This is a genomic window from Paraburkholderia nodosa (genome assembly GCF_001718195.1).
In the GTDB taxonomy this organism is placed as follows: domain Bacteria; phylum Pseudomonadota; class Gammaproteobacteria; order Burkholderiales; family Burkholderiaceae; genus Paraburkholderia; species Paraburkholderia nodosa_A.
Map to the genome: position 1 here is coordinate 389,561 of NZ_MCNV01000004.1, position 25,543 is coordinate 415,103.

The following is a 25,543-nucleotide window of genomic DNA, read 5'->3' on the forward strand; positions in this document are numbered from 1 at the left end:
TGTCAGCTCCCAGCATGCATCGGTTCGATCGAGACGCTGTACGTCTGGTTCGCGCCAGCCGTCAGGTTTTCGAGCGTGGGTTTGGGCCCTCGTGCGGGCACGCCCCGCCAGATGGCCTGATTGATGTACTTGAAGTCCTCGCCCAGCGCCGTCACGCGGATCACGGTGGGCTGCTTTTGCGCGGCGGCGAGCGCGCCGGCCTTGGCGAGCACGGCGCTCAGTTGCGGGTCGTGCGCGCCGAGTGCATCGGCGGGAATGTCGAACTTCATGATGACGTTCGACTCGGCGGGTTTCCCGGTTTGCGCCGTAGTGGGCGGCTGCAGTTGCGCGCAGCCTGTCATAACCATTACGGTAAGTAAAAGCAAAACGCGCGTCACGTCCGGGTCTCCAAAAATTCGTGGCGATGTACGCGTTGTCGGCCTCGCGCGCGCGGACTTGATACCCGAGCGGCAAACGTTTGCCAAAAAGAAAGACTTCGCTCGCGCAATGCGGCTTCCCGGAAGGTTGCTCGCGCGCCATGGTGTGTTCGGGCAGGGAACTGCCTCCCCATCTGGCGGGAGGAATGCGCCGCGCGTGCGGCGAATAGGTATGAAGAATGATGAATGGCGGCGCGGCACCGGCCCGGGTGCCGCGCGCCGGCGCTCATTAATTGAGCTTGCCGAGAACCGCCGTGAACTCATCCTTGCTCAAGGCGCGCAGCGTTTGCGTGCGGATATTGCCGAGCGACCCGAGTGCGAGGCCGAACGCCATGAAGCTTTCCTCGTCGGGCGCTTCGATGACCGTGACGATGTCGTACTTCCCGAGCGTCCAGTAGATCTGCTTCATTTCACAGCCGAAAGTTTTGGCGAGTTCCGCTGCCTGACCGGCCCGTTGCGCGCTGTTCTTGACGGCGCGGATACCCTGGTCGGTGAACTGCGCAAGCACCACATAAGTCGACATGACGATTCCCCTTCGATGACATCGAAACGCGGATTACTGGCTTCCCTCGGCCGACCCTTCGGGCCGGATGTTCTGGTTATGGCGGAAAAGATTGTGCGGGTCGTATTTCGTCTTGACGGCGACGAGACGGCTCATGTTCGGACCATAGGCGGCCTCGACGCGCGAGCGTTCGTCGTCGGTGAGGAAGTTCACGTAGACGCTACCGAGCGCATAAGGTGCGGAAGCTTCGAAGAAGCCGCGCGCCCAGGCGACGCAGCGGGCGTCGTCGGCGGGATCGCTCCAGCGGCCGTGCACGTTCATGACGTAGAGCGCGTCGCGATTCGGGTAGGCCATCGCATCGGGCGCGACGCGCAGGGTCGCGCCGCCAATTTGCCCGAAGAATATTTCGCACTCCGGCGAGGGCAGCGCGGCGATGGCGTCGATCAGCGTGTCGATGAGGCCGTCGGGCAGCGCGTCGAGATTGTGCGATTTCCAGTAGTTGCGGGCGCCCGGCGTGAGCAGCGGATCGAACGCCTGCTGCCACGCGGCATAGGGCATCGGCCCGAGATGTTCGCCACACGGTGGTCCGAAGCGCCGCACGGCCTCCACCGCGTTCGGCCCGTTTTCCGGCGGCCCCGAATAGCAGATCGCGAACACGATGACGGGCTTGCCGTGCACCTCGGGCGGCAGGAACGGCAGCGGCGGCGCGAGACGCGACACGCTCCACACGGTCAGGTCTTCGGGCATCGCTTCGGCCGCTTCGCGGTAGTGTGTCAGCGCTTCTTTCGCGGCGTCGAACGGCAGCACGACCAGTCCGCCGTAGATCTCGGGACCGACGGGGTGTAGCGCGAACTCGAACATCGTCACCACGCCGAAGTTGCCGCCGCCGCCGCGCAGCGCCCAGAAGAGGTCGGCGTTTTCTTCGGCGCTCGCGCGCAGCAGGTTGCCGTCGGCGGTCACGACGTCGGCGGCGACGAGGTTGTCGACCGACATGCCGAAGCGCCGGCTTAGCCAGCCGAAGCCGCCGCCCAGCGTGAGACCCGCGACGCCCGTCGTCGAATTGATGCCGAGCGGCGTAGCGAGGCCGAATGCCTGCGCTTCGTGGTCGAAATCGTGCAGCGTGGCGCCGGGCTCCACATACGCGCGGCGTGTGGCGGGCTCGACTCTGACCGACTTCATCAGCGAGAGATCGATCACGATGCCGCCGTCGCATAGCGCACTGCCTGCGATATTGTGGCCGCCGCCGCGCACGGCGAGCGGTAGGCCGCTTTCACGCGCGAGCGCCACGGTCTGGCGCACGTCGGCGCAACCCCGGCAGCGCACGATGAGCGCGGGGCGGCGCTCGATCATCGCGTTCCAGATTTGCCGGGCTTCTTCATAGGCCGCGTCGCCGGGTTGCAGGGCTTCGCCGCGCAGCGCGCTTTTCAATGTGGCGATGGATTCGCTCGACAGGCTCGACATGGCACACCTCTCAATTCAACGGATCGGACAAACGCGCGCCAATAGCCGGACGTGCGTTTTCATGGACTGAACGGAACTGCAGGCGACCGCTTCAATTGTCGAATCAATGCGGCTGACGCACGCGCGTGACGCGGCGTGCGTCCGGTCGGGAAAGCGGGAAGGATGGGCTTTCGCAAAGGGCGGCGGGGGCCGCCTCTGGCCGGACCGCGAGGGGCCGGGCGGCGAGCGCTTTGTGACAATCTGGATTGCACCCAGGCAGCCACCGAGCCTCGTCGATTCATTAGATAACCTAAATTATGCAGCTTGATAAAAAACGTGCAATTAATTCAGATTATTGTCGCGTCTGGATTCGCTTTAATAGTTTAGCAAGCGCAATGCATGGATTCTATAATTTTCACGCGCGCGGCCTGCATGCGTGCCTGTTTTTTACCCGCCCAGCGAGAGGTTCCACCATGACGCGAAAGTACATTGACTGCAGGGAGTTTCCCAGTGAGATGAACTGCACGGTTGCTATCTCGGCGGATTCGGATTCGGAGCTTCTGGAAGCTGCCGTGCAACACGCGGTGAGCGTGCATCGTCACGCCGATTCGCCCGAACTGCGCGCGCAACTCAGCCAGCTCTTTCATGAGGGCTCGCCGCCCGAAATATCGCCACGTTCATGACGAGAAACCGGCCCGGCATGCAATGTGCCGGCCGGTGCGCCTGCCCCCGAGGCGCACGAGAAAACGCAGCGCCGCAACGTGGCGCTCGAACAGCGCACCGCCGCGCTGCTCACGGCGCAGGCGCGCGCCGCAAGACGGGACAAAAGGCGTGAACGCCCTCGCTACGCAGTGATTCCTTCGACATCCTGAACCGCAGCATTGCACCGCGCGTCACTCGTCGCGCACGCGCACCGGCAGCTCGGTTTTGTACTCCACGCGGCGCAGCGCCACGGAAGTGTGAATGTCACGCACGCCCTCGATCTTGGTGAGGCGCGTCATGACGAAACGCTCGATGCCCGCAATATCGCTCGCCACCACGCGCAGCATGTAGTCGAACGCGCCCGTCATCAAATAACACTCCATCACCTCGTCGTAGTTCGAGATCGCGCGCTCGAACGCGGCTAGCCGTGTCTCGTTCTTCTTCTCGATTGCCACCGACACATAGGCGTTGACGGGAAAGCCCGCTTTCTCCTGATCGAGCAGCGTGACGTACTGCGTGATGACGCCGCGCTCTTCGAGCATACGGATGCGCCGGTAGAACGGTGAAAGCGAAAGCCCGAGCGATTCCGCGAGGTCGGCGGACTTCACGTGCGCGTCGCGCTGCAGGGCGTGCAGGATGGCCACATCCACGCGGTCGAATTTCATTGGCCAGCTTTCCCTGAAAAAGTTGAATTTGGGGCGAGTGTTGCTAATTGATGACCAAAATGTGGCTCAGTTTGGCACGAATCGCCGCTATTGGCTACCTAGAATCCGCTAATACCCACAAGTCGAACAGCGGAGACACCATGAACATGCGAGCCGTCGAGACCGATCGCCAGATCGATACGGACTATCGACTCGAAGACCGCTACCTGCGCGAGGACGGCGCGGTCTTTCTCACCGGCACCCAGGCGCTCGTGCGCATCCTGATCGAACAGGCGCGCGCGGACCGCCTTGCCGGGCTGAAAACCGCGAGTCTCGTCTCCGGCTATCGCGGCTCGCCGCTCGGCGGATTCGATCAGGAACTGTGGCGCCAGAAGGCACTGCTCGCGGACTTCGACGTGCGCTTCGAGCCGGGCCTGAACGAAGACCTCGGCGCGACCATGCTGTGGGGCGCGCAGCAACTCGACGCGTTTCCCGGCAAACGTGTGGAAGGCGTGTACTCGATGTGGTACGGCAAGGGGCCGGGCGTAGACCGCACCGGCGACGTGTTCCGCAATGCCAACATGCTCGGCACCGCGCGGCACGGCGGCGTGCTGGCGGTGGCCGGCGACGACCACGCGGCGCAGTCGTCGATGTTTCCGCACCAGACGGACCACGTCTTCGAAGGCGCGATGATGCCGATTCTCTTTCCGGCGTCGGTAGAGGAATACATCGAGTACGGGCTCACCGGCTATGCGCTGTCGCGTTTCAGCGGACTGTGGGTCGGTTTCAAGGCGATTACGGAGACGGTGGAAAGCGGCCGCTCGATGCGCGTGGGCCGCGACGTGCCGTTGCGTTTGCCCGCGGACATCGCCGTGCCGCCGCAGCGCGGCTTCAACTACGACCCGCAATTGCGCTGGCCGGCGGAGCGCGCCGAACTGGAGCGCCGCGTGCTCGAAGAGCGCCTGCCCGCCGCGCTCGCCTTCATGCGGGCGAATCCGCTCGACCGCGCGTTGCTGCGCCCCGCGCAGGCGCGCGTGGGCATCGTGACGGTGGGCAAGGCGCATGCGGACGTGCTGGCCGCGTTCGAGGCGCTGGGGCTCACGGCCGAGCGCCTCGAACAACTCGGTATCGGGCTTTATAAGGTCGGCATGATCTGGCCGCTCGAAACGGAAGGGCTCAAGGCATTTGCGCGCGGCATGCAGGCGCTTTTCGTCGTAGAGGAAAAGCGCTCGTTCGTGGAGCGGCAGATCAAGGAAGCACTCTTCAACGTGCGGGCCGACGAGCGGCCGTCCGTGCACGGCAAGACGCTCGGCGAGCGCGAGCCGCTGCTGCCCGCCGCGATGGAGTTCGCACCCGAGCAGCTCGCGCACGCACTGCAGCGGTTTTTCCGGCACGTCGAAGTCGATGTGCCGTTCGTCGCTACCGGCGCAACCCATGCGCGTTCGGGCGCGCAGCGCGTGATCGCGCTCGCGCAAGCGCCGCAAGGCGAACCGCTCACCCGCAAGCCGTTCTTCTGCGCGGGCTGCCCGCACAATACGTCGACGCGTCTACCCGACGGCTCGCATGCCGCGGCCGGTATCGGCTGCCACATCATGGCGCTCGGCGAGGCGGGCAACACGGCGACGTTTTGCCAGATGGGCGGCGAAGGCGTGCAGTGGGTCGGGATGTCGACCTTCACGGACATGCCGCATCTGTTCGTGAATCTCGGCGACGGCACCTATCAGCACTCGGGCAGCCTGGCGATCCGCCAGGCCGTGGCGGCGCGCGCGAACGTCACTTACAAGATCCTCTTCAACGATGCGGTGGCGATGACCGGCGGCCAGCCCGCCGAGGGCGGCCTCACCGTGCATCGCGTGGTGGCGCAGGTCCGGGCCGAAGGCGTGAACGAAGTCGCCGTGGTGACCGACCGGCCCGAGCAGTACGCGGGCTCGCAGGCGTTGCCTGCGGGCGTGACGCTCTTGCACCGCGACGCGCTCGATACGCTGCAACGCCGCCTGCGCGAGCAGAAGGGCGTTTCGGTGATCGTCTACGACCAGACCTGCGCCGCCGAAAAGCGCCGCCGCCGCAAGCGCGGCAAGCTGATCGATCCGCCCACGCGTGTGGTGATCAATCCGGCCGTTTGCGAAGGCTGCGGCGACTGTTCCGTGCAGTCGAACTGCATCGCGATCGAGCCGCTCGAAACGGAGCTGGGCCGCAAGCGGGCCATCAATCAATCGAGCTGCAACAAGGACACCTCGTGCGTGAAGGGCTTTTGCCCGAGCTTCGTGACGGTGGAGGGCATGGAGCCGAAGCGCCCGGACGCCGCGCGCATTCAGCGCATCGAAGCGGAACTGCGCGCCACGCTCGCACCGCCCGCGCACGTGCCGCAGGCGCTGGAGCAACACCTGCGCATGGTTGTGACGGGTGTGGGCGGCACGGGCGTCGTGACGATCGGTGCGATCCTCGCCATGGCCGCGCACCTCGAAGGGCGCGGCGCCTCGACGCTCGACTTCACGGGCCTCGCGCAAAAGAACGGCGCGGTGTTGAGCCACGTGCAGATCGCGCAGAGCCGCGGGCTCATCACCACCTCGCGTATCGGCGCGCATGCGGCCAACGTGCTGCTGGGCTGCGACGCCGTGGTGGCGGCATCGTCGGGCGCGCTCTCGCGCCTGCCGGGCAGCGGCGCGCGCGCGATCGTGAACGAGCGCATCAACGCGACCGCCGACTTCGTGCGCGATGGCGACCTGCCCGTGAGCAAAGCCGTGCATCAGGCGGCGATCGAGAGCGCGATGGGCGCGGACGGCACGGTGTTCTGGGACTGCACGGCGGCGGCAGAAGCGATTTTCGGCGACGCCATCGCTTCGAACATGATGATGGTGGGCTACGCGTACCAGTCGGGGCTCGTGCCGCTTAGCGAAGCATCGATCCTGCAGGCAATCGGGCTCAATGGCGCGGCCGTGAAGATGAATGAACGCGCGTTCCTTTGGGGTCGTTTGATCGCACAGGACGCTCGCGCGCTCGAACGCGTGACGGGAGCGGACATAGCGGTCGCTGACACGCCGTTCGATCTCGCTCGCTTCGTGGCCGAGCGCGAGCACGATCTCACGCTGTACCAGAACGCCGCCTATGCGAAGCGCTATCGCGCGCTGGTCGATGCCGTCGCGCAGGCAGAGCGCGCGATCGAAGGGGCGAGCGGTGCGCTTGCGCAAGCGGCGGCACGCCAATACTTCAAGGTGCTCGCCTACAAGGACGAGTACGAGGTTGCGCGCCTGCACACCGATGGCGGCTTCGGCGCGTACCTGTCCGCGTTGTTCGATGGCACGGCGGCCAGGAAGACGTTCCACATGGCGCCGCCGCTCCTCACGCGCTGCGATGCGCAAACCGGGCGCCGCAACAAGATCGCGCTGCGCGGCGTGTGGGCCGAGCCGCTGCTGCGCGTACTCAAGCACGGCAAGGCGCTGCGCGGCACGGCGCTCGATCCGTTCGCACGGCAGCGCGACCGCGTGATCGAGCGCGCGATGATCGCCGAATTCGAGGAAGACGTGCGCCTCGTGCTCGGCAAACTGACGCAGCAGACGCTGGCGGCAGCCGTCGGCCTGCTTGGCGTGCCGGGTGCGGTGCGAGGCTTCGGTATCGTCAAGGAGCGCAATTACGAGCGTTCGCGCGGCGTGCGCGAAAAGTATCGCGCGGAACTGGCTGGCGAGACGGTTTGAAAGATCGGATAACGAATCGATAACCAACGGAGAAGACGCAAATGGTTGTGCAGGACAAGACGTTTTTCATCACGGGCGGTGGTTCCGGACTCGGCGCGGCGGTGGGCCGACATCTGCTCGAACGCGGCGCGAATATTGTGTTCGGCGATATCGACGTAGCCCGTGCGCGTGACGCGGCGGCGCTCGGCGGCGAGCATGCACTGGCCGTCGAGGTAGATGTGACGCTGGCGGCAAGCGTCGAGGCGGCGATCGCGCTTGCCACCCAGCGCTTCGGTGCGCTGCATGGCGTGGTCAACTGCGCGGGAATCGCGCCGGCGCAGCGCATCGTCGGAAAAGAAGGCGCGCATTCGCTCGATCTGTTCGCGAAGATCGTGAGCGTCAACCTCATCGGCACCTTCAACGTGATGCGCCTCGCCGCCGTGGCGATGGCGAACAATACGCCGGATGCCGGCGGCGAGCGCGGCGTGATCGTCAATACGGCTTCGGTAGCCGCGTACGATGGCCAGATCGGGCAGTCGGCCTATGCGGCTTCGAAGGGTGGTGTCGTTTCACTCACGTTGCCGGCGGCGCGCGAACTGGCGCGCAACGGTATTCGCGTGGTGACCGTCGCCCCCGGCATCTTCGAAACGCCGATGCTGCTCGCCATGCCCGCCGAAGTGCAGCAGGCGCTGGGCGCGGGCGTGCCGTTTCCGCAGCGTCTTGGCCAGCCCGCGGAGTTCGCGGCGCTCGTCGAGCATATCGTCGGCAACCGCTATCTGAACGGCGAGGTGATCCGGCTCGATGGCGCGTTGCGCATGGCGCCGCGCTGATACCCGGTTTGTGTGGGGCCGGCCGCTGCGGGCACGTTTAAGACCACGTATCGTAGAATCGGAACCATCGACTCACGATATTCGAAAAGCACATGGCCAAGGACGTGACCTTGCGGCAGTTCCGCTACTTCGTGGCGGCGGCGCAGAACGGGCAGTTTTCGATGGCGGCGGCGTCCGAGCATGTCTCGCAGTCGGCGATCACCAACGCGGTGCTCGCGCTCGAGGAGGCGCTCGGCACGCGGCTCTTCGTGCGCTTGCCCCAGGGCGTGGAACTGACGCCAGACGGGCAGGACTTCCTCAATCACGCGCGCCACGTGCTGGAGTCGGTGCGCGACGCACTGCATAAGGCGCCGTTTCGCGCGCACAGCTTGCGCGGCACGGTGCGCATGGCCGCCTCCTATACGCTGCTCGGCTACTTCCTGCCAGAACTGCTCGCGCGGTTTCGGGCGACCTATCCCGAGATCGAGATCGATCTGCACGATCTGGACCGGCCGGCCATCGAGGAGGCGGTGCTCGCGGGCAAAGTCGACCTTGGCGTGGCGTTGCTCTCCAATGTGGAGCGGCGCGCGCGCTTCGGTCACCACTTGCTGATGCGTTCGCGCCGCCAGTTGTGGGCCGCGCCGACGCATCCGCTCGCGCAGATGGGCACCGTCACGCTGCGCGACATCGCGCGTTACCCCTATATCCAGCTCACGGTGGACGAGGGCGAGGCCTCGACGCTGCGCTACTGGAAAAAGAGGCGCGTTGCGCCGAATATCGCGTTTCGCACGAGTTCGATGGAGGCGCTGCGCGGGCTCGTGGCGCATGGCTTCGGCGTGACGATACTCTCGGACATGGTGTTCAGGCCGTGGTCGCTGGAGGGCAAGCGCATCGACGCTTGCGCCATCGAGGATGCCATTCCGCAGATGGAAGCGGGCATGTTGTGGCATCCTGGTGCCGTGCTCAGCGATCCGGCGCGAGCGATGCAGCAGTTTTTGATTCACGCTTGCGGGAATTGAAGGGGGCGGCCGCGCTCCTGCACTCACCGTACCTGGGTAAAAACAAGGAAGCGTCATGTCGGCTGTGTCGGCGTTCAAGCTCGTGCTCCTTTCGCTCATCGCCATCATCGCGCTCGAGTTGCTCGCCAAACGCCTGCGCCTGCCGCCCGCTGCCGCGCTGCTGGTCGGCGGCGCCGCCATGGCCTTCGCGCCCGGCCTGCCGCCCGTGGTGATAGACCCGGACCTCGTCCTCATCGTGTTTCTGCCGCCCTTGCTCATGGACGGCGCTTACTTCTTCGTCTGGTCCGACTTCAAGCGTCACCTCGCGCCCATCCTGCTCTTCGCCATCGGCGCGGTGGCATTCACGACGTGGGCCGTTGGCGTGGTCGCGCATTGGGCCGTTCCGTCACTGCCTTGGGCCGCATGTTTCGCACTGGGCGCGGTGGTCTCGCCGCCCGATGCGGTCGCCGCGAAAGCCGTGCTCGAGCGGCTCGCGCTGCCGCGCCGGCTGATGGTGCTGCTCGAAGGCGAGAGCCTGCTCAACGACGCCGCCGGTCTCGTGCTGTTTCGCTTCGCCGTCGCGGCGGCATTGACGGGCGTATTCAGCGAGCCGAATGCGGCGCTCAGTTTCGTCGGGCTCGCGCTGGGCGGCATTGTGGTCGGCGCTGTCGTGGGCTATGTCGTCGTGTGCCTGCTGCGTCAGCTCCAGGACGAGTATCTGATCATCACCGCCTCCGTGCTGGCAGGCTGGATCGCCTATATCGCGGGGGACATGCTGGGCGTTTCGAGTGTGATCGCCACGGTCACGTGCGGCATGCAGCTAGGCTGGCATCAGCACGAAATCTTTTCGGCCACGGTGCGCAGCCGCGGCACGGCGTTCTGGCAGGTCATGGTCTTCGTGCTCGAGGCGCTGGTATTCGTGCTGATCGGCCTCTCGCTGCGTGGGGTCATGCTGCGCCTCGGCGGGACGGGCAATGCTGTCGCGCTGCTCGGTCCCGCTGCAATGGCCGTCGTGCTCGCCGTTGTCGTCTCGCGCTGCGTGTGGACGTATGGCATCGAGATCGTCAGGACCGCGCTGCACCGGATGTTACCGACCCGCGTGAAAGCGGCGGACTTTCGAGGCGCAACGGTGGTGAGCTGGGCCGGCATGCGCGGCGTGGTCACGCTGGCCATTGCGCTTGCGCTGCCGGAAGCGATGCCGGGCCGCGATCTCATTCTCTTCGCCGCATTCGCCGTCATTCTGTTCACGGTGCTGTTGCAAGGCACGACCATCGGGCCGCTCATCAAGCTGATCAGGCCTGCGAACGATATGGAAGGGGAGGAACCCTACCTCAACGAGCCGCAGGCATGGGCGCGCCTCGAAGCCGCCCAGCTAGCGGCAATCACGCCGCTCGTCCATGGTCCGGACGGCAGCGTGATCCACCCGCGGCTGCTGGAGCAGTACACGTATCGTGCGAACCTCACGCGCAATTTTGCAAACGCCGAGAGCTATCCGCAGGAAATGCGCACCTCGCACTACGATGTCGTGCTGGCCGCCGTGGAGGCTGGACGCGCGGAGCTGTTGAAGCTGCACCGTGCCGGCCTGATCCACGACGAACTACTGCGCGTGCTCGAACGCGATCTCGATCTGGAGGAGCTTTCGGCGCGGCATGGGAGGGGGTGATGCTTCCCCTCGCGTTCTTCAGGCGTGCACGACGAGTGGCGCAAACAGGTGCGAGAGGTCGCGCTGCTCGTCGAGACTCCAGAGAAAACCTAGCGCATCGTCGGCGCGCGCCTTGCCGATCACTGGCGCCGCGTTCTTGCGGAACTTCACCTCGAAGTCGCCGCGCTGCATCGGCCGCGTGGCGAAGCCCGGAATGTCGTCCACGCGTTTCGACACGGTTTGTCCGTCCGTGAGCGTGGCGCTTACGATGGTCGCGTAATATTTCGGATAGAGCCGGGTCAGTTCGGGATCCTCTACAACCTTGATCTTCTGCATGAAGGCGCGGATCTTCGGGTCATGGAGCGCTTCGGTGCGATAGCTCGCCAGGCTGATATCGCCGTCGAACATGGCGCGCGCGGTCACGTAGGGCAGGCTGTGATCGGCAGTCTCGCTCGTTTCGGGGGCCCATTTCTGCGGGTCCATGCCTGCCGAGAAGTAGCCTTCGTGCGAGGTGCGAATCTCCATGCTGACGATACGATCGAGGTCGCCCACCTGTTTCGCCACGTCGATGCCGGCAGCAATCGCCGTTTGCGTGAGCGCCTGCGCAGGGTAGAACTTCACGGCACAGTCGTTGATGCGAAACGGCCGGCCTTTGCCGCCGAAGCTCGCCGTGTCGATGCTGAATGGGCCGGATACCTGCTTGAACAGCCCTGCGTTGCCCTCGAAGATCGGCGCGGGGCCCGTGAGTCCGTCGCGCGCGAGGGCGGCCGAGAACACCGCGTTGCGTGCGGCGTCGGCATCGGCGAGACCCTTCCAGTTCGACATGGTCTGCACACGCGTCTGGTTCAGCGCGAGGTGGCCGTTGAGCGCGAGGTTGACCGCTTCGGCCAGTTGCCGCTCGTCGAGCTTCATGAGCTTGCCCGCCGCGAGCGCGGCCGCGGGCAGGCTGAAGACGGGGTGATCCCAGCCGCGCGAACTGATCGAAGCGGCGTCCATGAGGCGGCAATCGATCTCGTAGGCGAGGGCGATGGCGACGATCAGATCGCGGCCATTCGCACTTTCGGCCTCGGCCTGGGCGAGACATGCGGCGATGTTGTCGCTCGGGTGGCCGATTTCCTTGCCCGCATAGACGTCGTTGAGGTCGTAATAGCGGATGGCCGCACCGTTCGCGAAGGTCGCGAGGTCGGGCGACGTGCGCCGCTGCGTGCCGAGCACGGTTGCGCCCCGGCCGTCGCCGCTCGCGTAGTTGAGCGCAACCTGGCGCGCGATGCCCACGGGTTTCTCGCCGAGCGCGGCGATGCCGCAGCCCAGCGCGTCGGCGGAGTGGGTCTTGACCGCCTCGATCGTACCGGCATCGAGATCGTCGTAGTCAAGCGCGGCGGCGTAAGCCGCAAGCCGCTGCGCGATCGTGGCCGAAGCCGATGCGGAAGCGACCTTCTGAGCGCGCGCCGCGCCGATGCCGCCGAATGTGCCCGCGCCCGCGGCGAGCGCCGTGAGCGACGCCATGAATGCACGCCGTTGCATGCGGTGTCTCCTTGTTCTTTGTTCGTTTCAGGGAAGAATGCGCATCAAACGAGCAGCAGCAGCGCCGCGCCGAACACCACGGTGCCGAGCAGGAACGTCATGACCGTGAAGCCCAGCACGCGCTGCACGCCGATGCCCGCCATCGCGACCACGGGCGCGGCCCAGAAGGGCTGCATCATGTTCGAGACCTGCTCGCCCATGGCGACGGCCATGGTGGTTGCGGGCATCGAAGCATGCAGCGCGATCGCCGCGGGCACGACGAACGGGCCCTGCACGGCCCAGTGGCCGCCGCCGCTCGGAATGAAGAACGTGACGATGAGCGAGCACACATAGCTCCAGAACGGCAGCGTGTGCGTGTTCGAGATCGCGATGAAGAAGTGCGAGATTACGTTGGGCAGGCCCGTGGCGTCCATCATGCCCATCACGCCGCCGTATAGCGGGTATTGCAGCATCATCGAGCCGGTCTGTTTGGCGGCGTTCTTGACCGCATCCGCGTAAGCGAGTGGATAGCCATGCAGGATCACGCCCGCGATGAACATCACGAAGATCACGGCGTTCACGCCGGAGAACGCTTCGATGTGCTCGATGTGCGCGAGCACGAGGAACGTCATGCCCACGAGGCCGATGAACGCGCTGCCGATCCAGGAGTATTCGAGCCACTTTGCGAAGCTCAGCTTGCCTTCGGGGCGCTTGCGCGGTTCCGGGTCGGGGTTATTCTCGATGTCGAGCACGACGGCGTCTTCATCGCGCGGCTTGAGGAGCGCGAGCACGATGGGCGTGGCGACCAGCATCACGAGCACGGGCACGAGGTTGAACGCCGTGAACACGGTGTCGTTGAACGGCAGCACTTCGCCCGTGAGCTTTTGCACGACGTTCATCGCGCTGCCCGGCGTGGACTGCGCGAGCGCGATGGAGCTGGAAATGCCGCTCGCCCACACCACCCAGCCCGAAAAGCCCGCGGCGACGATCCACGCGAAGTCCACGTGCATACGCTTGGCCACTTCGCGCGCGAGCAGCGCGCTCACCACGAGACCGAGGCCCCAGTTGAAGAACGAGGCCACGGCTACTAGCAGGAAGGTGAGCGCCGCTGCCTGCACCGGCGTGCGGGCAATGCCCACGAGCGCCTTGAACACGCGCTGCACGGGCGCAGCGTGCGCGAACGCGTGGCCCGTGACGAGGACGAGCGTGATCTGGAAGGCGAACGTGAGGATATTGAAGAAGCCCTTGTACCACCCGACCACGAGCGTGTTGAGCGTCGCATGCGGAGCGAACATCGCCGAGAGCGCGGCCACGACCGCGGTGATGAGAATCGCGAGCACGAACGGGTCCGGGTATGGTGCGCTCGAACAGGCTGATCGTCGCGTCGGTAAAGCGTGTCTTGCGTACGGGTGCGGCGGTAGCGGTGGACTTCACGTATCGTCTCCTGGTGCTGAAAGGGGCCGCACGTACCTGGCGCGCGGCTGTTTGTATCGGGGGCGCAGTGGCGCTAGTTCATCGGGCGAAGCCGTAGAGTTCGGCGGGGTTGTCGACGAGAATGCGCTTGCGCGCCGCTTCGTCGTCGACCCACGCGCCGAGCAGATCGAAGATCGCGGCGGTGTCGGGCTTGTGCGCCTCCGTCACGTGCGGCCAGTCGCTGCCCCACACGGTGCGCTCCGGCAGCAGCGCGGACCATGCGCGTGCTGTGTCGGCGAGGTCGGCGTAGCCGCCTGCGAGGCCCACTTGCGAATCGAGGTAGGCGCCCGAGAGCTTGACCCATACGCGCCCCGAAGCGGCCAGACGGCGCACCACACCATACGCGCGGTGCGCGGTGCCCGCGGGCAGGGGCAGGCGCGCGCGGTGGTCGAACACCATCTTGCAGGGCAGGCGAGTGAGCAAGGCTTCGTGCTCGACAATCTGGTCGGCGGTCCAGTGCAACTGCACATGCCAGCCGAGTTCGGCAATGCGCTGCGCAAGCGGCTCGACCATGTCGAAGGTCACGACCGCCTGATGCGGCGTGTACAACGTGAAGCGGATGCCGCGTATGCCGCCGCGGTCGAGCATGTCGAGTTCGGCGTCGCTCACCTCGGGGCGCAGGACCGCTACGCCGCGGGCATTGTCGATGCCCAGTTGGCGGATCGCGTCGAGCGTCACGCAGTTGTCGGTGCCGTAGGGGCGCGGCGTGACGATGACGGTGCGCTGCGTGCCGGTGCGTGCCTGTACGCGTCGATAGTCCTCGACCGTTGCGCGATCGACGATATGCGCACCGTTGCCGGGTGAGGCCGCAAAGCGGCGATCGTAGATGTGGATGTGCGAATCGCACGCGAAGGCGGGCGCCGCTATGCGCGCCCTGGGGGCGTCGATGGTATGGACATGCTGCTCACGCTCCATCGCGTTGTCTCCTTGTTTGCCGCGCGCACCCAAAGGCATGGATGCGCGCGGATGCAGCTTTGTGTGTTCAGAGCACGGCGTGCTCGTTTCTCAATCGTTCGATATCGGCATCGCTCCAGCCGCCCTCGCGCAGCACCACATCGGAGTGCTCGCCGAAGGCGGGCGCGGCGATCGGGTCCGGCGCAGGCGTCGCGCCGAAGCGAATCGGCTCGCGAAAGCCGCGATACGCGCCCACGCCGGGATAGTCGTAGCGCGTGACCATCTGCTCTGCGAGCACCTGGGGATCGTCGAACATGTCTTCGACGGTGCGCGCCGCCGCGCAGGGCACCGCCTCGCCAAAATGCGCTTCCCATTCGAGCGCGCTGCGCGCCTGCAACGCGGCGTGCAATTGCGGCACGATCTCGTCGCGATGCTCGGCACGTTTGCGCACTGAATCGTAACGCTCGTTCTGCGCGAGTGCAGCGAGCCCGGTTTTTTCGCAGAGCGCCTGCCAGAAATGCGGCGTGTTCGCGGAGATGTAGAGCCAGCCTTCGCGCGTCGGATGAATACCGGTGATGCCGCCCGAACGCATGTCGCGGCCAACGTCCTTCGGCTCGTCGTCGGCCCAGATCATGCGCGCGGACTGCATGGTGAGCGCGCTGCGCAGCAGCGAAACGCCAACGTACTGGCCCGCGCCGCTGCGCTCGCGCTCGAACAGCGCGGAGGATACGCCCGCTGCGACGAGCGCGGCGGCGTAGTAGTCGACCACCGAGCCGTAGAGAATCTCGGGCGGGCCATCGCTCTTGCCCTGTAGCGCGCACATGCCCGTCATGGTCTGCAGCACCTGGTCGTAACCGGCCTTGTCCTTGTTCGGACCCTGGTCGCCGTAGCCGGTGACCGCGCAGTAAATGAGCCGCGGGTTCACTTCGCGCAGCTGTTCCCAGGCAATGCCGAGCCGTGCCGGCACGCCGGGTCGAAAGTTGTGCACGAGCACGTCGGCCTGTTCGACGAGGCGTAACAGCACCTCCTGCGCGCGGGATTGTTTCAGGTCGAGCACGAGCCCGCGCTTGCCGCGATTGACGCCGAGAAAGGCGCGGCTTTCGGCCTGGAGCGTGGACGGATACTTGCGCAGATTGTCGCCCGTGGGCGGCTCGATCTTGATGACGTCCGCGCCCTGGTCGGCGAGCAGGGTGCAGCCATACGGGCCCGCGATATAGGCGCTCAGGTCGAGCACGCGCACGCCCGCGAGCGGGCCGCGCGGCGCTGCATTCGATTCGGCTGGCTGGCTCATTGGCGCACCTCGCTCGACGTTGCGGATGCAATGAGTCCAAGCCGTTCGGCGCTCTGCACGAGGGCACGGGCGCGCTCGACGAAAGGCGCGTCGATCATCTTGCCGTCCACGACATAAGCGCCCACGCCGTCGCGTTCGGCGTTGCGCGCCGCTTCCACCACGCGCAGCGCGTGGGCGATTTCTTCTTCGGAAGGGCGGAATACGTCGTTGGCGAGCGCGATCTGGCTCGGGTGGATGCAGCTCTTGCCGAGAAAGCCTAGCGAGCGGGCCAGTTCGGCTTCGGCGCGAAACCCTTCGGCATCCTTGATATTCGCGAAAACCGAGTCGTAGGCGAATACGCCTGCTTCGCCCGCGGCTAGCCGCAGACTGAACATGGCTTGCTGAATGGCCGCCGGGTCGCGCCGCGCGATGCCGAGCGGCTCGAACAGGTCGCCAAGACCCAGTTGAAGGCCCGCCACGCGTGCATGCGCGGAGGCGAGCGTCGCCGCTTCACGCAGCGCGCGCGGCGATTCGACGTTGAGCAACAGCTTCACGGGGCGGCTCACGCCATTGGCGCGCTCCGCGCGCTCGATCGCGGCAGCGGCGGCGCACACGTCGTCGGCGGATTCGGGTTTCGGCAGATTCACGTAATCGAGGCCCGGTTGAACCACGGCGACGATATCGTCGGCGAACCACGGCGTGTCGAGCGCGTTCACGCGCACGATCAGCACCTTGCCGCGCTCGCGTACGGCGGGCGACACGAGTAGCGTGCGCAGCGCCTCACGCGCTTCGGGTTTACGCGCAGGGGCAACCGAGTCTTCCAGGTCGAACGACAACGCGTCCGCGGCGCTGCCGAGCGCCTTTTCGAACAGCTCCGGGCGCGATGCCGGCACGAACAACTTGCTTCTCATCTCCATGCGTTCCGTATAGATCACCAGTGAAGGGCAGTCTACGATCGGCAACGATTTAGATAAACTATGCGAATCTATCTTTAAACCATAGAGAAGCTACGTTTATGGACACCGGTTTCCTGAGTAACCTGCTGCTGGTGGTGGAGAGCGGGTCGATGGCGGAGGCCGCGCGGCGCGTGGGCGTGACGCCCGCCGCGATCGCGCAGCAAATCCAGGCGCTGGAGCGCGAACTGGGCGTGGCGCTCGTCATGCGCGCGGGCCGCACGGTCATTCCCACGGAGGCGGGCCAGCGCGTGGTGGAGCGCGCCCGCTCGCTCGTGCGGGGTTTCGACGAGTTGAAAGCGCTGGCGCAGGAGCAGGAAATGGGCGGCGAGCTGCGCGTGGGGACCATCACGTCGGCGCTGCTGAGCGTGCTGCCCGACGTGCTGGCGCGCTTCGCCGCGGCTTTCCCGCAGGTCAAGCTGCTGATACGCGCGGGCACCTCGATGGAACTCTTCGAGGCCTTGCAGCGCGGCGAGGTGGACGTGGCGATTTGCCTGCATCCCGCCTTCGCGCTGCCGAAGACGTACGACTGGCATCTGCTGCGCGAGGAGCCCATCGTCGTGCTCGCGCCGGCGAAGTTCGCGCGCGCCGATCCGCACGACCTGCTGCGCCGCGAGCCGTTCATTCGCTACGATCGCGCGCTGGGCGGCGGCAAGCAGGCCGACCAATATTTGCGCCGTGCGAAGATCGCGCCGCGTGAACTGTTCGAACTGAACTCGCTGATGGCGATAGCGCTGATGGTGGATCGCGGTCTTGGCGTCTCGCTTGTGCCCGATATCGGCACGCCGCTTACGAAGGGCTTGCGGCTCGCGCGTCTGCCGTTGGCCGAGGCAACCGAGCCGCGACGCTTCGGCATTCTGTGGTCGCGCGCTTCCGCACGCAGCCGCTTGATTCGCGGGATGATCGAATGTTCCGGCGAGGCGCTGCGCAGGTGAGGGCGCGCGGGCTCTATACGATAAGGATGGCGAAGCGTTGGCCATTCCATCGGCGAATCTTCGTAGTGAATCCGGGCTTCGTGAACGCCGAGATTCTTGAGCGCATCGTGCTGCATGCGCATGAAGGGAATGGGGCCGCAAATGTAGTAGTCGGCGTCGGGTTGCAGGATCGCCTGCTTGATCTGCTTGATGGCTTCCTCCTCCCTGGCGTCCGCTGCGATCAGCGCGCGCGAAGTGATCGAATGCGGGCGCGTCGTTGACAGATCCTGTTTGCGGCAAGCTCGAATTCAACGAGGTGCGGCGGCCGATTTATCCGTTGGATGCAATTTGACCGCCGCAATACGAATACTCAGTAATCCCTGTTAAATCTCCTTGTTAGTAGCCCTGCACCCAATGCCCCGGAATCCACACCCACTGATTGCCTTCCCAGCGGTAGTGTCCCTTGGACCAGGCATAGCCCTCGGCGGGTGCGGGTGGCGGCGTCTCGACGCGCGGCACCGGCTCCGGTGGGTGGGCCGGCTCCACGATACATGCGCAAAGCAGGGCGGCGCAGGCGACCAGGGTCACGGGGTGCAGTAGTCTTATCTTCATGGCGGGAGTCCTCCACTGACTGAAATTGTTTGGTTATCCGAACGGCTGGCCAGGCTCGCCGCGTAGCGGCATCCGGGTCCACGTAAAGCGGTGCGCCGTCGTGTTTGTCTGTTCCAACCGTTCATGCCCTTATCAAACCCGTAGTCGCATTTTTTGTGCCCGAATCTCCGAATAACATCGACGCCGTGCGCTGTGGATCGAGCCCGAGGCTCTCCGCGGCCGCGCCCGCGATCAATGCATCGAGTGAGGCGGTGGGCTTGAGGTCGCGCGCCTCATAGAGATCCGCGCTGCGCAGCCCCGGCCAGTCGGCCTGTACGCGTCCGCCCGCCACGGCGCCGCCCACCAGCATCGCCACCGAAGCCTGACCGTGGTCGGTGCCGCCCGTGCCGTTCGCCGCGGCCGTGCGGCCGAACTCGGTCGCGACGAGCACCGTGGTCTTGTCCCACGCGGGGCCGAGTCCGTCGCGCAGCGAGGCGAGCATCGTGTCGAGCGCTTTTAGCTGATTCGCGAGCCGCGCGTTCTGCGCGCTGTGCGTGTCCCATCCGCCGGTTTCGATCATGGCGATGCGCGGGCCATCGGGGCGCGCGAGGAAGCTCGCCGCAAGCTTGCCGACGCTCGCGGGGTCCTGGCGGGCGCTTACGTCGCCCGCGAGCCCGCGTGCGTTCATCGCCGAAAGCCAGAGCGCGCGCAACTGCGGATCGCCGTCGTAAAGCGCGGAAACGCGCGTGAGCAGATCGTCGGATGCGCTGGGCAGCGCCGAGGGCGCGTACGAACTCACCTGCACCGTGCCGCGCAGCGCGAGCGGCACGGTAGGCGCGAACGCAATGGCATTTTCGCGCGAGGCAGGCAGCATGGCGGCGAGCCGGTTGAGCCAGCCGTCCTTGACCTGGTAGGGCGCGCGGCCGCCGGTTTCCAGCACGTTCTGTCCGTCGAAGTGGGAGCGGTCGCGATACGGCGAAGCGATCGCATGCACGAAGAGCGCCTGCTTCTCGCCATACATCTGCGCCATCTGGCCGAGCGACGGATGCAGCGCGAACGTGCCGTCGAGTTTCGCTGCCTTGTCGATGTCGATGGCGAGCGGGCCGCGCAGCGTGGCGTAGGCCGGCTCCGCGTAGGGCACGACAATGTTCAGCCCGTCGGCCGCGCCGCGCTGGATCACGAACACGAAGCGGCGCTCGGTCTCGACGCTGGCGAACACGATCTGCGGTGCGACGAGCATCGTGCCCGCGCCGGCGGCGGCGACGCGCAGGAAATGGCGGCGGGAAACCATGGCGGTTATCTCCTCAGGAAATCGGGCGAGACGAGCAGCAAGGCGATCGCAGTCGACGCGCTTTCGGCATGCGCGACCGCGGTGGCGGTGGGCGCGCTGAGCGTGGCGCCCATGAGCGTGTTGCCGAGCGTGCGCGGGTCGAGCCGGTCGCCCACGCGTGCCGAGAAGCGCTGCGCGACTTCCACGCGGCGCACGAGCGCATCGGGCGCGGCCCAGCTTGCCGCGATGTCGTCGTAGCCGGCCGGCGAGCCTGGCCGCCACACCGGCTGGCCGAGTTGCGTGAGCAGCGGCGCGGCGTTGATCTCGCCGGCGTCGCCGGGTTCGCGCCAGCCGAGACCGCGCATCGACGAAACGGTCCACTCCCACGGTGTCTTGAACTTCGCGTCGACGGGTGCCCACGCCTGCGGCGCTTCAACGAGCGCGCGATACACGGTGGGCAGATCGCCGCCGCTTTGCTCGAAGGCGAGTGCGAGACGCTCGGTAAGTGCGGGCGGCGGATTGTCGGCGACGAAGTGGCGGGCGAGCTGGAACGCAATATGGCGGCTCGTGGCGCTCGCGTGCGCGAGGTCGTTGAGGATGGCAAGCGCCTGCTGCTCGCCCAGTTGATCGTAGCGCTTGCCCATCACGGTGCGCGTGCCCGGCTCGTGCAGCGCGGGGCGAAACACGAAGCTGCCGGGCGCGGCATTGCCGGGCTGCGGCCCGCGTAAACCCGCCACGCTCCAGCCCGTCAGCGCACGTGCGAATTCGGTCACGTCGTCCTGCGTGTAGCCGGTGCGCACGCCGAGCGTGTGCAGCTCCATGATCTCGCGTGCGAGGTTCTCGTTGAGGCCGCGCTTGTGCGCGGGGTCGCGTTGATCGGCGCGCAGCGCGGCGCGGCTGTCGGGCCCAACGGAGCGCGTCTGATCGAGAAAGAGCTGCATGGCAGGGTGCTGCTCGACGGCGACCAGCATGTCCGCGAAATTGCCGAGCACGTGCGGCCGGATCGCTTCCATTTCGAATGCGCCCGCAATGCCTGCAATCAATGCCTTGTCCACCGACACGGCGAAGTGGTTCGACCAGAAGTACACGAGCCGTTCGACGAACGGCGTGTCGCTCTGCAAGGCGCTCGTGAGGCGCGCGTTGACCGCGCTGCGGTAGATGCCCACGCTCTCGCGGCGGATCGCCTGATTGACTGCGCGGCGTGCAGCTTGTTGCGCGTTCCCTTGTGCGTTCGTCTCCGAAGCCGCGCTTGCTGCCGCATTGCCCGCCATACCTTGCTGGCGTTCTTCCCCGAAGCGCGCAGCGAGCGCCAGCGCGCCGGGCTCGTTGCGCCATGCCGCGGGCAGCGGTTCGTATGCCTGGAACTGGCCGAGCAGCCAGCCTCGAGGGTTGGCGGGCGGCGTCTCGTCGGCGCGCGCGCCGAGGCCGAAGCGGTTCATGGCGATCGCGCCGGCGCGGGCATTCGAAAGGCTTTCCATGCGCGGTCCTTGTGCTCGATGGAGCGTTGCGTATTCCCGTTAAACGCTCATCGCACGCGGTATCCGTCGCTGGTCCGCCAAATACTTTACTGGGCGCCGCTCGCCTCGCTTACCGCCTTCTGCGGCTGCTTTTGCTGCTGCGCCGGTAGCCGCCACTGGCCGCGCTTTTCGAGCCCTTCGACGAACTTCACGCGTTCTTCGGGCGTGAGCGTCGCCGCGAAATCGACCACGCCGCGTTCGATTTGCGCGCGCAACGCGCTGTCGGCGGTGCGCGTGCGCGTGAGCGCGGCGTCGATGGCGTTGCGGTCGAGTTGCGGCGCGGCGAGCAGGTCGAGCACCTCGCGCCGACCGTCGCGTCCGTCGCGCGCGTACTGGCTGCCTTCGCGGCGCGAGGACTTGAGCGCCTGGGCGAACTGCTGCTGGCGTTCCGGCGAAAGCGCTTCGGCGGCGAAGCGCAACGCCACGCGCTGCGTCGCCTGCGCCTGCGGCTCACTGCGTACGGCGAACCAGCGCCACGCACCGCCCGCAATTGCGCCGAGCAGAAAAACGTTCAGGACGACCGAGCCGACGAGCAGCGTTTTCCATGAGCAGCCGTTCATTCGTCACTCCCTTCGGCGCCAGGGTTGAGGTTCGATTCGCTCCAGTCCGAACTGGTCCCCCCGAAGCTCGTGCCGAGATACGTCTCGTGGGGGGCGGCGGGCGCCGTGCCGCCGAGCACGACGAACGATATCGTCAGCGCGCCTGCAAGCGCGCCCGCGAGGCCCACGCCCGCGAACGCCGCGCCGGACCACCAGAAGCTGCGGCGCTTCGCGGCGGCAACGGGCTTCAGCGGTGCGCCCGCAACGATCTGCTCGAAGAGCGCGCGCCCCGGCGGCGCCACCATGTCGCGGGAGAGCCAGGTGTCGAGCGCCATGGCCTCGTCGAGCGCCGCGTTGGCTTCGGTGCGATGCGCGCGGGCCCATTCGAGCGCGTCTTCTCGCTCGTGCTGCGGCCAGCGTTGCGGGTCGGCGCCATAAGCCGCGACGAGCATGTGGAATCGTTCGGGTGTCATACGGAGTCCTTACCGGCGGCTTCGCCGGCCAGTTGTGCGCGCAGGGTGCGCCGGGCGCGCGCCAGCAGGCTTTCGAGCGCGTCCACCGAAATCTCCATCAGGCTGGCTGCTTCGAGGTTCGAAAGCTCCTGATAGTAAGTGAGTACGAGCGCTTCGCGCTGGCGCACGGGCAACGCCGCGAGTGCGGTGCGCACGCGCTCGTCGCGCGTGCGCGCTTCGATCTGCTGGTCGGGCGAGCCCGCGGGATCGGATGCCGGCTCGCTCACGGCGTGCACGTCTTCCACGGTCTCTTCGCGCCGTCCGCGCAAGCGGTCGTAGCAGAGGTTGAGCGCCACGCGATGCAGCCATGTATCGAATTTCGCTTCGCCCGTGCGCCAGGTGGGCGCCTGTTTCCAGATCCGCACGAACGCTTCCTGAGCGACGTCTTCGGCTTCGCTGTGGTCGCCGAGCATGCGTGTGGCGAGTGCGATGAGGCGCGGCAGCTTGCTCGCGACGAGCGCACGCACGGCAAGCGGATCACGCGCGCCGACACGCGCGACGAGTTCCGCGTCCGGATCGCGTTCGTTCAAGGCCTTCCCGGCCTTGTCGGTCTGCAACGATGGAACCGCAGGCGAACCCGCTGCCGCGCCGTCATAGTCGTTTCCCAGTTTGAAGTCGGGCACTCAGGCCTGATGCCGCTCGAGCGGCATTATGCCCAGTGGCCCGGAATCCATCGCCAGTTCGGGCCGTCCTCGACCCAGTGCCCCGGCACCCAGTTGTACCCCGAGCGGGCTTCTTCCCAGTGGCCCGGTTCCCAGACGTACACGCCCCGGTCCCAGCGCCAGTGGCCGGACTGCCACACGTAACCCTGGCGCGGCGGGGGAGCCGCTTCTTCCCGCGGCGGAGGCGGCGGCGACGTCGGCGCGACCATCACGGGCTGCTGCGGCGGCTCATTGGGCTCGACGACCATGGGCTGCCGTGGCGCCTCATTCGGCTCGACGACCACGGGCTGTGCGAGCGCGGCCGTTGCGGTGGAGGCGAGCAGAGCGGCGGCAAGTGACGAACGCAGTGGTTTGCGGGTCATGATTTCTCTCCCTTGATGCAGAGGGGCCAACAGCCCCTATAAGGACTTAAACGGCGCCGCGGGGAAAATCCGTCGCGGACCATTTATTCACCATGCAATTTCCGCGCTCAGCGGCGAATTTACCGGTCTCGAGAGGGGTTGCTTGACAACTGCAATTTCCGAACCCGAAAGACTTACATTAAGGGTTTCTACCTAATATGAATCGCCACAAAATTGTTAAATTTCTGTCTTAGAATGGACACTCGAGATCGACTGCGGCGATGCAACATTAGTTTTCAAACCATAGGAATACAGCCGCAAGTCAGGCCATCGGGGGTTGGCGCTTTAATTAGTAAGACTAACCAAGGAGTATGAGCTGATGTCCGTTTCCGCACCCGAACAATTCCGCGCGAACTACCAGGCTGGCGTCGCAGCGTTCTTTGCGCTCACGAAGCCCGTTGTCGAGGGCGTGCAGGCCGTGATCGACCTCAACGTCCAGGCCAGCAAGGCTGCCATTGCAGAAAGCGAAGCGACGCTCAAGGGCGCCCTCGAAAGCGGCAATCCCGCCGAGTTCCTGACGCAGCAAATTGGTGCGTCGCAGCAAGCCGCCGCCAAGGCCCTGTCGTACGGCCGCCATCTCGTCGACATCGCGACGACGACCCAAAACGAGTTGATTCAAGCCGCCCAGGCGCAATCGGGCGAAAACGAGCAGCGTTTCAAGGCCTTCTCCGAAGGCCTGACGCAAAACGCGCCCGTGGGCGTGGAGCCGTTCGTCGCGGCCATGAACTCGACCTTCGCCGCCGTCAACAACGCCGCCGAAACGCTGCGCGGCGTGACCCGCCAGGCCATCGAAACGGCCCAGAGCGGTTTCCAGAACGTCGTGGCTTCCGCCCAGGAAGCCGCGCCGGTCGCAGTCCAGCCGGCTGCCGCCAAGGCCAGCCCGGCCAAGGCCTGATTCGCGTTCCTGCCCCCCGGCAATACGCCACTGCGCGTCGAACACGCGTCTTCGTCGTGAATGAACGACGAAGGCGCGGCGTTTGCCGGCTCAGCTTTCCAGACATCGATTTTTCAGCGCATTTGCAGAGCAGGAGCTCAACATGACTGACATTGTGATCGTTTCGGCCGCACGTACGGCAGTAGGCAAATTCGGCGGCTCGCTCGCGAAGGTGGCGGCGCCCGACCTGGGCGCGATCGTCATCACGGCCGCGCTCGAGCGCGCGGGTGTGAAGCCCGAGCAGGTGAGCGACGTGATCATGGGTCAGGTGCTGACGGCCGGTTCGGGCCAGAACGTGGCGCGCCAGGCATCGATCAAGGCGGGCCTGCCCGCGGCCGTTCCCGCCATGACGATCAACAAGGTGTGCGGCTCGGGCCTGAAGGCGGTGATGCTCGCGGCCAACGCGATCATCGCGGGCGATTCGGACATCGTCGTGGCCGGCGGCCAGGAGAACATGAGCGCCGCGCCGCACGTGCTGCCGGGCTCGCGCGACGGCTTCCGTATGGGCGACGCGAAGCTCATCGACAGCATGATCGTCGACGGCCTGTGGGACGTGTACAACCAGTACCACATGGGCGTGACGGCGGAGAACGTCGCGAAGGAATACGGCATCACGCGCGAAGAGCAGGACGCGTTTGCGGCCCTGTCGCAGAACAAGGCGGAAGCCGCGCAGAAGGCGGGCCGTTTCGACGAAGAGATCGTCTCGGTGGAAATTCCGCAGCGCAAGGGTGAGCCGCTGCAGTTCAGGACCGACGAGTTCGTGCGCCACGGCGTGACGGCCGAATCGCTCGCGGGCCTGAAGCCGGCGTTCAACAAGGAAGGCACGGTGACGGCGGCGAACGCGTCGGGCATCAACGACGGCGCAGCCGCGGTCGTGGTGATGTCGGCGAAGAAGGCCGAGGCGCTGGGCCTCACGCCGCTCGCGCGCATCAAGGCGTACGCCAGCGGCGGCGTCGATCCGAAGGTGATGGGCATGGGCCCGGTGCCGGCGTCGAAGCGGGCGCTGGAGCGCGCGGGCTGGTCGGTGAACGACCTCGATCTCATGGAGATCAACGAGGCGTTCGCGGCGCAGGCGCTGGCCGTGAACAAGCAGATGGGCTGGGACACGTCGAAGATCAACGTGAACGGCGGGGCGATTGCAATCGGTCACCCGATCGGCGCGTCGGGCTGCCGGATTCTCGTGACGCTGCTGCACGAAATGCAGCGCCGCGACGCGAAGCGCGGCCTGGCCTCGCTGTGCATCGGCGGCGGCATGGGCGTGGCGCTCGCGCTCGAGCGCGCTTGAT

Annotated in this window: 24 protein-coding genes and 1 pseudogene; 8 read left to right on the forward strand and 17 right to left on the reverse strand. The window is 66.2% G+C overall.

Features of this window, described 5'->3' with window-relative positions:
* Positions 1-2 precede the first annotated feature (2 nt).
* The 3 genes from BFD71_RS10985 to BFD71_RS10995 all read right to left on the reverse strand — a co-directional run bounded on the left by BFD71_RS10985 (position 3) and on the right by BFD71_RS10995 (position 2,379).
* Positions 3-347: a hypothetical protein gene (locus BFD71_RS10985; RefSeq protein ID WP_256094614.1), complete on the reverse strand. Its 345-nt coding sequence runs from the start codon at positions 345-347 to the stop codon at positions 3-5.
* Between the two features lie 298 nt (positions 348-645).
* Complete coding sequence (locus BFD71_RS10990; protein WP_069263426.1) at positions 646-939, reverse strand: GYD domain-containing protein; 294 nt, start codon at positions 937-939, stop codon at positions 646-648.
* A 33-nt stretch (positions 940-972) separates the two neighbouring features.
* On the reverse strand, positions 973-2,379 hold the full coding sequence (locus BFD71_RS10995; RefSeq protein ID WP_069263429.1) for an FAD-binding oxidoreductase: 1,407 nt from the start codon (positions 2,377-2,379) through the stop codon (positions 973-975).
* A 452-nt stretch (positions 2,380-2,831) separates the two neighbouring features.
* Here BFD71_RS10995 and BFD71_RS11000 point away from each other — a divergent pair, with 452 nt between their 5' ends.
* Positions 2,832-3,041 carry a DUF1059 domain-containing protein gene (locus BFD71_RS11000; protein ID WP_069263432.1) on the forward strand — a complete coding sequence of 70 codons (210 nt, stop codon included), beginning with the start codon at positions 2,832-2,834 and terminating at the stop codon, positions 3,039-3,041.
* Between the two features lie 210 nt (positions 3,042-3,251).
* Here BFD71_RS11000 and BFD71_RS11005 read toward each other — a convergent pair whose 3' ends face one another.
* Positions 3,252-3,725 carry an Lrp/AsnC family transcriptional regulator gene (locus tag BFD71_RS11005; protein WP_069263434.1) on the reverse strand — a complete coding sequence of 158 codons (474 nt, stop codon included), beginning with the start codon at positions 3,723-3,725 and terminating at the stop codon, positions 3,252-3,254.
* 140 nt (positions 3,726-3,865) lie between these two features.
* Between BFD71_RS11005 and BFD71_RS11010 the strand changes: the two genes are divergently transcribed.
* From BFD71_RS11010 to BFD71_RS11025, 4 genes are all read left to right on the forward strand, one after another.
* A complete protein-coding gene (locus BFD71_RS11010; protein ID WP_256094606.1) occupies positions 3,866-7,396 on the forward strand; it encodes an indolepyruvate ferredoxin oxidoreductase family protein in 3,531 nt (1,176 codons plus the stop codon).
* Between the two features lie 41 nt (positions 7,397-7,437).
* Positions 7,438-8,205: an SDR family NAD(P)-dependent oxidoreductase gene (locus tag BFD71_RS11015; RefSeq protein WP_069263437.1), complete on the forward strand. Its 768-nt coding sequence runs from the start codon at positions 7,438-7,440 to the stop codon at positions 8,203-8,205.
* A 92-nt stretch (positions 8,206-8,297) separates the two neighbouring features.
* A complete protein-coding gene (locus BFD71_RS11020) occupies positions 8,298-9,203 on the forward strand; it encodes a LysR family transcriptional regulator (protein ID WP_069263440.1) in 906 nt (301 codons plus the stop codon).
* A 55-nt stretch (positions 9,204-9,258) separates the two neighbouring features.
* Positions 9,259-10,845, forward strand: a complete 1,587-nt coding sequence (locus BFD71_RS11025; protein WP_069263442.1) for a Na+/H+ antiporter — start codon at positions 9,259-9,261, stop codon at positions 10,843-10,845.
* 18 nt (positions 10,846-10,863) lie between these two features.
* Here BFD71_RS11025 and BFD71_RS11030 read toward each other — a convergent pair whose 3' ends face one another.
* The 5 genes from BFD71_RS11030 to BFD71_RS11050 form a co-directional block, all read right to left on the reverse strand.
* On the reverse strand, positions 10,864-12,348 hold the full coding sequence (locus BFD71_RS11030) for an MmgE/PrpD family protein (protein WP_069263445.1): 1,485 nt from the start codon (positions 12,346-12,348) through the stop codon (positions 10,864-10,866).
* Positions 12,349-12,392: 44 nt separating this feature from the next.
* Positions 12,393-13,667 carry a TIGR00366 family protein gene (locus tag BFD71_RS11035; protein WP_256094607.1) on the reverse strand — a complete coding sequence of 425 codons (1,275 nt, stop codon included), beginning with the start codon at positions 13,665-13,667 and terminating at the stop codon, positions 12,393-12,395.
* Between the two features lie 172 nt (positions 13,668-13,839).
* Positions 13,840-14,715 carry an amidohydrolase family protein gene (locus tag BFD71_RS11040; protein ID WP_069263447.1) on the reverse strand — a complete coding sequence of 292 codons (876 nt, stop codon included), beginning with the start codon at positions 14,713-14,715 and terminating at the stop codon, positions 13,840-13,842.
* A gap of 67 nt (positions 14,716-14,782) precedes the next feature.
* Positions 14,783-15,985 carry a CaiB/BaiF CoA transferase family protein gene (locus tag BFD71_RS11045; RefSeq protein ID WP_069263449.1) on the reverse strand — a complete coding sequence of 401 codons (1,203 nt, stop codon included), beginning with the start codon at positions 15,983-15,985 and terminating at the stop codon, positions 14,783-14,785.
* Positions 15,982-16,875, reverse strand: coding sequence for an HpcH/HpaI aldolase/citrate lyase family protein (locus tag BFD71_RS11050; protein WP_069263586.1), 894 nt, complete (start codon positions 16,873-16,875; stop codon positions 15,982-15,984). The genes BFD71_RS11045 and BFD71_RS11050 overlap by 4 nt, the downstream gene beginning before the upstream one ends.
* 104 nt (positions 16,876-16,979) lie before the next feature.
* On the opposite strand from BFD71_RS11050, the gene BFD71_RS11055 reads away from it, so the two are divergent.
* Positions 16,980-17,852 (forward strand): LysR family transcriptional regulator, encoded by an 873-nt coding sequence (locus tag BFD71_RS11055; RefSeq protein ID WP_069263452.1) that lies wholly within the window; start codon positions 16,980-16,982, stop codon positions 17,850-17,852.
* 59 nt (positions 17,853-17,911) lie between these two features.
* Here the strand turns inward: BFD71_RS11055 and BFD71_RS42100 are convergent.
* The 8 genes and pseudogenes from BFD71_RS42100 to BFD71_RS11090 form a co-directional block, all read right to left on the reverse strand.
* Positions 17,912-18,034, reverse strand: a pseudogene (locus tag BFD71_RS42100) (nitric oxide dioxygenase); the annotation flags it as partial.
* A gap of 193 nt (positions 18,035-18,227) precedes the next feature.
* Positions 18,228-18,443, reverse strand: coding sequence for a YXWGXW repeat-containing protein (locus BFD71_RS39035; protein ID WP_083245185.1), 216 nt, complete (start codon positions 18,441-18,443; stop codon positions 18,228-18,230).
* Positions 18,444-18,564: 121 nt separating this feature from the next.
* Entirely contained in the window at positions 18,565-19,713 is a 1,149-nt protein-coding gene (locus tag BFD71_RS11065; RefSeq protein ID WP_069263460.1) for a DUF1501 domain-containing protein, read from the reverse strand.
* A 5-nt stretch (positions 19,714-19,718) separates the two neighbouring features.
* Positions 19,719-21,170: a DUF1800 domain-containing protein gene (locus BFD71_RS11070; RefSeq protein ID WP_069263463.1), complete on the reverse strand. Its 1,452-nt coding sequence runs from the start codon at positions 21,168-21,170 to the stop codon at positions 19,719-19,721.
* Between the two features lie 86 nt (positions 21,171-21,256).
* Positions 21,257-21,769 carry a periplasmic heavy metal sensor gene (locus BFD71_RS11075; protein ID WP_069263466.1) on the reverse strand — a complete coding sequence of 171 codons (513 nt, stop codon included), beginning with the start codon at positions 21,767-21,769 and terminating at the stop codon, positions 21,257-21,259.
* The gene (locus tag BFD71_RS11080; protein WP_069263468.1) at positions 21,766-22,221 is read right to left on the reverse strand and encodes a hypothetical protein; all 456 of its coding nucleotides are present in this window, start codon (positions 22,219-22,221) and stop codon (positions 21,766-21,768) included. The genes BFD71_RS11075 and BFD71_RS11080 overlap by 4 nt, the downstream gene beginning before the upstream one ends.
* Entirely contained in the window at positions 22,218-22,790 is a 573-nt protein-coding gene (locus BFD71_RS11085; RefSeq protein WP_069263588.1) for an RNA polymerase sigma factor, read from the reverse strand. Before BFD71_RS11085 ends, BFD71_RS11080 begins: the two co-directional genes overlap by 4 nt.
* Positions 22,791-22,909: 119 nt before the next feature.
* The gene (locus BFD71_RS11090) at positions 22,910-23,170 is read right to left on the reverse strand and encodes a YXWGXW repeat-containing protein (RefSeq protein ID WP_176732864.1); all 261 of its coding nucleotides are present in this window, start codon (positions 23,168-23,170) and stop codon (positions 22,910-22,912) included.
* 472 nt (positions 23,171-23,642) lie between these two features.
* Between BFD71_RS11090 and phaP the strand changes: the two genes are divergently transcribed.
* Both phaP and BFD71_RS11100 read left to right on the forward strand, forming a co-directional pair.
* Positions 23,643-24,218, forward strand: a complete 576-nt coding sequence (gene phaP, locus BFD71_RS11095) for a TIGR01841 family phasin (RefSeq protein WP_069263472.1) — start codon at positions 23,643-23,645, stop codon at positions 24,216-24,218.
* A 142-nt stretch (positions 24,219-24,360) separates the two neighbouring features.
* Entirely contained in the window at positions 24,361-25,542 is a 1,182-nt protein-coding gene (locus tag BFD71_RS11100; RefSeq protein WP_069263473.1) for an acetyl-CoA C-acetyltransferase, read from the forward strand.
* Position 25,543 lies beyond the last annotated feature (1 nt).

Coding starts and splice junctions, on each gene's coding strand:
- BFD71_RS11045 (WP_069263449.1), bottom strand. CDS start 15,985: ATGAGCCAGCCAGCCGAATCGAATGCAGCGCCGCGCGGCCCGCTCGCG.
- BFD71_RS11000 (WP_069263432.1), top strand. CDS start 2,832: ATGACGCGAAAGTACATTGACTGCAGGGAGTTTCCCAGTGAGATGAAC.
- BFD71_RS11025 (WP_069263442.1), top strand. CDS start 9,259: ATGTCGGCTGTGTCGGCGTTCAAGCTCGTGCTCCTTTCGCTCATCGCC.
- BFD71_RS11090 (WP_176732864.1), bottom strand. CDS start 23,170: ATGGTCGTCGAGCCCAATGAGCCGCCGCAGCAGCCCGTGATGGTCGCG.
- BFD71_RS11005 (WP_069263434.1), bottom strand. CDS start 3,725: ATGAAATTCGACCGCGTGGATGTGGCCATCCTGCACGCCCTGCAGCGC.
- BFD71_RS11050 (WP_069263586.1), bottom strand. CDS start 16,875: ATGAGAAGCAAGTTGTTCGTGCCGGCATCGCGCCCGGAGCTGTTCGAA.
- BFD71_RS10985 (WP_256094614.1), bottom strand. CDS start 347: ATGGTTATGACAGGCTGCGCGCAACTGCAGCCGCCCACTACGGCGCAA.
- phaP (WP_069263472.1), top strand. CDS start 23,643: ATGTCCGTTTCCGCACCCGAACAATTCCGCGCGAACTACCAGGCTGGC.
- BFD71_RS11075 (WP_069263466.1), bottom strand. CDS start 21,769: ATGAACGGCTGCTCATGGAAAACGCTGCTCGTCGGCTCGGTCGTCCTG.
- BFD71_RS11055 (WP_069263452.1), top strand. CDS start 16,980: ATGGACACCGGTTTCCTGAGTAACCTGCTGCTGGTGGTGGAGAGCGGG.
- BFD71_RS11070 (WP_069263463.1), bottom strand. CDS start 21,170: ATGGAAAGCCTTTCGAATGCCCGCGCCGGCGCGATCGCCATGAACCGC.
- BFD71_RS11015 (WP_069263437.1), top strand. CDS start 7,438: ATGGTTGTGCAGGACAAGACGTTTTTCATCACGGGCGGTGGTTCCGGA.
- BFD71_RS10990 (WP_069263426.1), bottom strand. CDS start 939: ATGTCGACTTATGTGGTGCTTGCGCAGTTCACCGACCAGGGTATCCGC.
- BFD71_RS11100 (WP_069263473.1), top strand. CDS start 24,361: ATGACTGACATTGTGATCGTTTCGGCCGCACGTACGGCAGTAGGCAAA.
- BFD71_RS11030 (WP_069263445.1), bottom strand. CDS start 12,348: ATGCAACGGCGTGCATTCATGGCGTCGCTCACGGCGCTCGCCGCGGGC.
- BFD71_RS11040 (WP_069263447.1), bottom strand. CDS start 14,715: ATGGAGCGTGAGCAGCATGTCCATACCATCGACGCCCCCAGGGCGCGC.
- BFD71_RS39035 (WP_083245185.1), bottom strand. CDS start 18,443: ATGAAGATAAGACTACTGCACCCCGTGACCCTGGTCGCCTGCGCCGCC.
- BFD71_RS10995 (WP_069263429.1), bottom strand. CDS start 2,379: ATGTCGAGCCTGTCGAGCGAATCCATCGCCACATTGAAAAGCGCGCTG.
- BFD71_RS11020 (WP_069263440.1), top strand. CDS start 8,298: ATGGCCAAGGACGTGACCTTGCGGCAGTTCCGCTACTTCGTGGCGGCG.
- BFD71_RS11080 (WP_069263468.1), bottom strand. CDS start 22,221: ATGACACCCGAACGATTCCACATGCTCGTCGCGGCTTATGGCGCCGAC.
- BFD71_RS11010 (WP_256094606.1), top strand. CDS start 3,866: ATGAACATGCGAGCCGTCGAGACCGATCGCCAGATCGATACGGACTAT.
- BFD71_RS11065 (WP_069263460.1), bottom strand. CDS start 19,713: ATGGTTTCCCGCCGCCATTTCCTGCGCGTCGCCGCCGCCGGCGCGGGC.